The organism is Frankia sp. AiPs1, from assembly GCF_023716945.1.
GTDB lineage: Bacteria > Actinomycetota > Actinomycetes > Frankiales > Frankiaceae > Frankia.
On the sequence record NZ_JAMQQF010000554.1, the window covers coordinates 1 to 3,997 of the forward strand.

General features: G+C 71.7%; 4 protein-coding genes. 2 read left to right on the top strand and 2 right to left on the bottom strand.

Annotated features, from left to right (window positions below; all coding sequences use genetic code 11):
• Nucleotides 1-8: 8 nt before the first annotated feature.
• Nucleotides 9-671: an HdeD family acid-resistance protein gene (locus ND748_RS27170; protein ID WP_251749054.1), complete on the bottom strand. Its 663-nt coding sequence runs from the start codon at nucleotides 669-671 to the stop codon at nucleotides 9-11.
• A 549-nt stretch (nucleotides 672-1,220) separates the two neighbouring features.
• Here ND748_RS27170 and ND748_RS27175 point away from each other — a divergent pair.
• Entirely contained in the window at nucleotides 1,221-2,300 is a 1,080-nt protein-coding gene (locus ND748_RS27175) for a ferredoxin reductase (protein WP_251749057.1), read from the top strand.
• Nucleotides 2,301-2,422: 122 nt separating this feature from the next.
• Nucleotides 2,423-3,538 carry an acyl-CoA desaturase gene (locus ND748_RS27180; protein ID WP_251749055.1) on the top strand — a complete coding sequence of 372 codons (1,116 nt, stop codon included), beginning with the start codon at nucleotides 2,423-2,425 and terminating at the stop codon, nucleotides 3,536-3,538.
• A gap of 10 nt (nucleotides 3,539-3,548) precedes the next feature.
• On the opposite strand, the gene ND748_RS27185 is transcribed toward ND748_RS27180, so the two are convergent.
• Nucleotides 3,549-3,997 (bottom strand): response regulator (locus ND748_RS27185; RefSeq protein ID WP_251749056.1); only part of this gene is annotated, 449 nt, incomplete at its 5' end.

Here is a 3,997-nt window from a genome sequence, read left to right on the forward strand (position 1 = left end):
CCCGGCGCCTACCGATCGCCGGTCGGGTAGCGGTCGCTGGCCGTCGTCGCCCGCTGGGCGCGGCCACCCTCCAGGCGTCCGCCCTCCGCGACCGCCCGGCCGCCGAAGCCGGCGGTCGTCAGATCGTCCAGGTGCAGGCCGTCCAGGGGCGCGGGCGACCGGACTCCGCGCAGCCGCAGAGCCATGGCGATCTTGGTCAGGCCGAGCGCGAGGGCGGCGAGCCCGACCCACAGGGCCAGCAGCGACCGCGAGTCCCGCGGGTAGCCCACCGCCCAGAACGCGACCCCGATCTCCAGCGCGCCGATGACGAGCGGCATCCACCACTGCGCCGGCGCCCGCCCGCCCGTCTCAGCCTCGGCGAGCTGCTCGGCGCGCCGAGCCGCGAACGAGTTGATGATGTCGTAGACACCCTTGATCAAGAAGAACCAGGCCGCCGTCCGCGCCACCACCTTGAAGGTGGGATCCGGCCAGACCAGCGCCACGATGCCACCCACCACGAACAGCCCGGCGAGCAGCAGGTGGGACCACCGCCAGTCCCGGGCGGTGGCCCTCGCGGCCAGCACCTCGCTGGCCGCGCCCAGCAGCAGGACGATCCCCAGCACCACCGCGATCTTCTTCAGGGAATGCATGTCAAACTGCGGGATCGCCAACGCGAACAGGGTGAAAGCCACCCCGACGGCGAGAAGTGCATACCACGGAATACCGGATGACCGCGGCTGCGTCCTTCGGTCCGCAGCCCGTTGATCGATCACAATGCCCACCCCCGTCTTGTCAGGGTCGTCCCGGCTGGCGGGATCCGTCCCTCATTTCTGGACCACAGGTCAGCACCCTGATTCCCACCGTCAGGCCGACCACGCGTGGCCACCGGAAATCGTCCCGGTGGACCGCCGACCGCGGTAACGGACTATTCGGGTCGGGTCCCGGGCCCGCCAGCCGCATTCACTGCACCGGCCGGGGTATTCCCGGAAGGCGATGCTTGCGACCGCCGCCGGCGCCACGCCGCGCATTGATCGCAGCGACGACCCAGGGCTGCGGTGTAGCCTGCCGTCGAGCCGACCCGAAGTGGCTGTGCCCCCGCTCGAAATCACCGGGATTCCGGTAGGAAAGACGTCTGGTCCGGTATGGCCGCCGGCGAGGTGATTCGTTCGATGCTGACCATCAGGCCGAAGCTGACCATCCGGCCGATGCCGCCTACCAGGTCGATGCTGCCTATCAGGCCGATGCTGCCTGTCAGGCCGGCGCTGACCGCGGTGGCAGGCGTCCTGACGAGCCCGCTGACGCCGGACGATTACCGGGCCATGGTGAATCCGCTGTGGTCGCGGCGGCACCTGTCCGGCCGGGTCGAGGAGGTGGTACCGGAGACTCCGGACGCCGCAACCGTCGTCCTGCGGCCCGGGCGCGGCTGGCAGCGGCACCTCGCCGGCCAGCACGTCGGCGTCGGCGTGGACATCGACGGCGGCTGGCACTGGCGGACGTTCTCGCTGTCGTCCCCGCCCGGCCGCCCGGACGGGCTCGTCACCATCACCGTGAAGGCCGCTCCCGGCGGGTTCGTGTCCCACCACGTCGTCCACCGACTGCGTCCCGGAGCGATCGTCCGGCTCGGCCAGCCCACGGGCCGGTTCGTGCTGCCGGACGACCTGCCGAGCCGGTTGCTGTTCGTCACCGCCGGCAGCGGCATCACCCCGGTGATGTCGATGCTGCGCGGCCTCGCCCTCGCCGGGGACCGGCCCGACGTCTTCCTCGCGCACGTCGCGCCCAACGGGCCGGCGGTCATTTTCGGCGCCGAACTGCGCCGGATGGCGGCCCGGACCCCGGGTTTCCACCTGCACGAGCACCACACCCACCCCCGTCCCCGCCGGCGAGCGAGGCGGCCGACGATGGCGGACCTGGCCGCCGCCTGCGGCGATCTGCCGGATCGCCCGGCCTGGGTCTGCGGGCCACGGGCACTGCTCGACGACGCGGAGGCGTACTGGCGGGCCGCCGGCATCGCCGCGCGGCTGCGGACGGAGCGGTTCCAGCCGGTGGCGCGCCCGTCGTCCGGGCCCGGCGGGCGGGTGCGCTTCGTCCGCAGCGGACGGGAGGTGCTCGCCGGCGCGGGCACGTCCCTGCTGGCGGCGGGTGAGCAGGCGGACGTCGCCATGCCGAGCGGCTGCCGGATGGGCGTCTGCCGCACCTGCCTGGCCCGGCTGGCCGGCGGCCGGGTCCGGGACCTGCGCACCGGCGAGGAGCACGGCGACCCGGGCGACATCATCCAGACCTGCGTGTCCACCGCCGTCGGCGACGTCGATCTCGACCTCTGAATCGAACCGAACCGAACCGGAACGACCAGAACGAACCGGAACGAACCGAACACCGCAATGAACCGAAACAGCACTGAACCGGAATAGACCCGGCCTGAACCGGAACTGCGAGGAGAACGCGGATGGCAGCGACGACGCACCTCAGCGCCCGAGACATCGAGGAGTTCGGTCGGGAGCTCGACCGGCTGCGGGCGGAGGTCATCGCGAGCCGCGGCGAGGCAGACGCCCGCTACATCCGACGGGTGATCGCCGTCCAGCGCGGTCTCGAGGTCGGCGGCCGGGCGGTCATGTTCGCGTCCCTCGTGCCACCGGCGTGGCTGGCCGGCACGACGATGCTCGCCGTCGCCAAGATCCTCGAGAACATGGAGATCGGGCACAACGTCCTGCACGGCCAGTGGGACTGGATGCGCGACCCGGACATCCAGTCCACCACCTGGGAATGGGATTTCGCCGCACCGGCCGAGCAGTGGAGGCACTCCCACAACTACGCCCACCACACCTACACGAACGTGCTCGGCCGGGATCGGGACCTCGGGTACGGCATGCTGCGGGTCTCCCCCGAGCAGCCCTGGCACCCCGTGCACCTGGCCCAGCCCCTGTACAACCTGGGTCTCGCGGCCGTCTTCGAATACGGTATCGCGATCTACGACGCGGAGATCGACAGGGCCTGGCAGGGCGAGAAGGACTGGGGCGAGACCGCGGGGCAGCTCGGGCGGATGCTGCGCAAGGCCGGCCGCCAGGGGCTCAAGGACTACGTGGCGTTCCCCCTGCTCGGCGGTCCGGCGTTCCTCCCCGTCCTGCTGGGCAACCTGACTGCGAACGTCACCCGCAACGTCTGGGCGCACACCATCATCGTCTGCGGCCACTTCCCGGCGGCCACCCGGACCTTCACCGAGGAGGAGATCGCCGCGGAAAGCCGGGGCGAGTGGTACCTGCGACAGCTCCTCGGCTCCGCCAACATCAGCGGCCCGGCGCTGCTCCACGTCCTGGCCGGCAACCTCAGCCACCAGATCGAGCACCACCTCTTCCCCGACCTGCCCAGCAACCGCTACGCGCAGATCGCCCCGCGGGTCCGCGAGCTGTGTGAACGTTTCGGCCTGCCCTACAGCACCGGCTCGTTGCCTCGGCAGACGGCGAGCGTCTGGCGACAGATCACCCGCCTGGCGCTGCCCGGCCCGGTGCGGCGCTCGCCAGCGCGCCGCGGCCGGACCGCGCCGGTCATCCCCCGCGCCGCCTGAGCACGAGCACCTACCGCGGGTGACTTTCGGGCCCGAGGCCGGCTCGGATGCAGGCGAGGAGCTCCTCGATGTCGACGGGCTTGGTGACGTAGTCGGTGGCCCCGGCGTCGAGGCACTTCTGCCGGTCGTCCGGCATCGCCTTGGCGGTGACGGCGATGATCGGCAGATCGGCGAACTGGGGCATGGCCCGGATGGCGGTGGTGGTGGCGTAGCCGTCCATCTCGGGCATCATCACGTCCATCAGCACGAGGTCGATGTCCGGGTTGGACTGCAGCGCGTCGATGCCCATCCGCCCGTCGGCGGCGTGGATCACCCGCAGCCCGTAGAGGTCGAGGATGCTCGTGATGGCGAAGACGTTGCGCACGTCGTCGTCGACCACCAGCACGGTGCGCCCGGCGATCCCGGGGCCGGCAGCCACCTGCGGCGCCGGGGACCGGCCCGGCTCGACGGGGACCGCCG

Excerpts from the sequence above, each read along its gene's own strand:
- ND748_RS27175 (WP_251749057.1), top strand. The coding sequence starts at position 1,221 with ATGCTGCCTGTCAGGCCGGCGCTGACCGCGGTGGCAGGCGTCCTGACG.
- ND748_RS27180 (WP_251749055.1), top strand. The coding sequence starts at position 2,423 with ATGGCAGCGACGACGCACCTCAGCGCCCGAGACATCGAGGAGTTCGGT.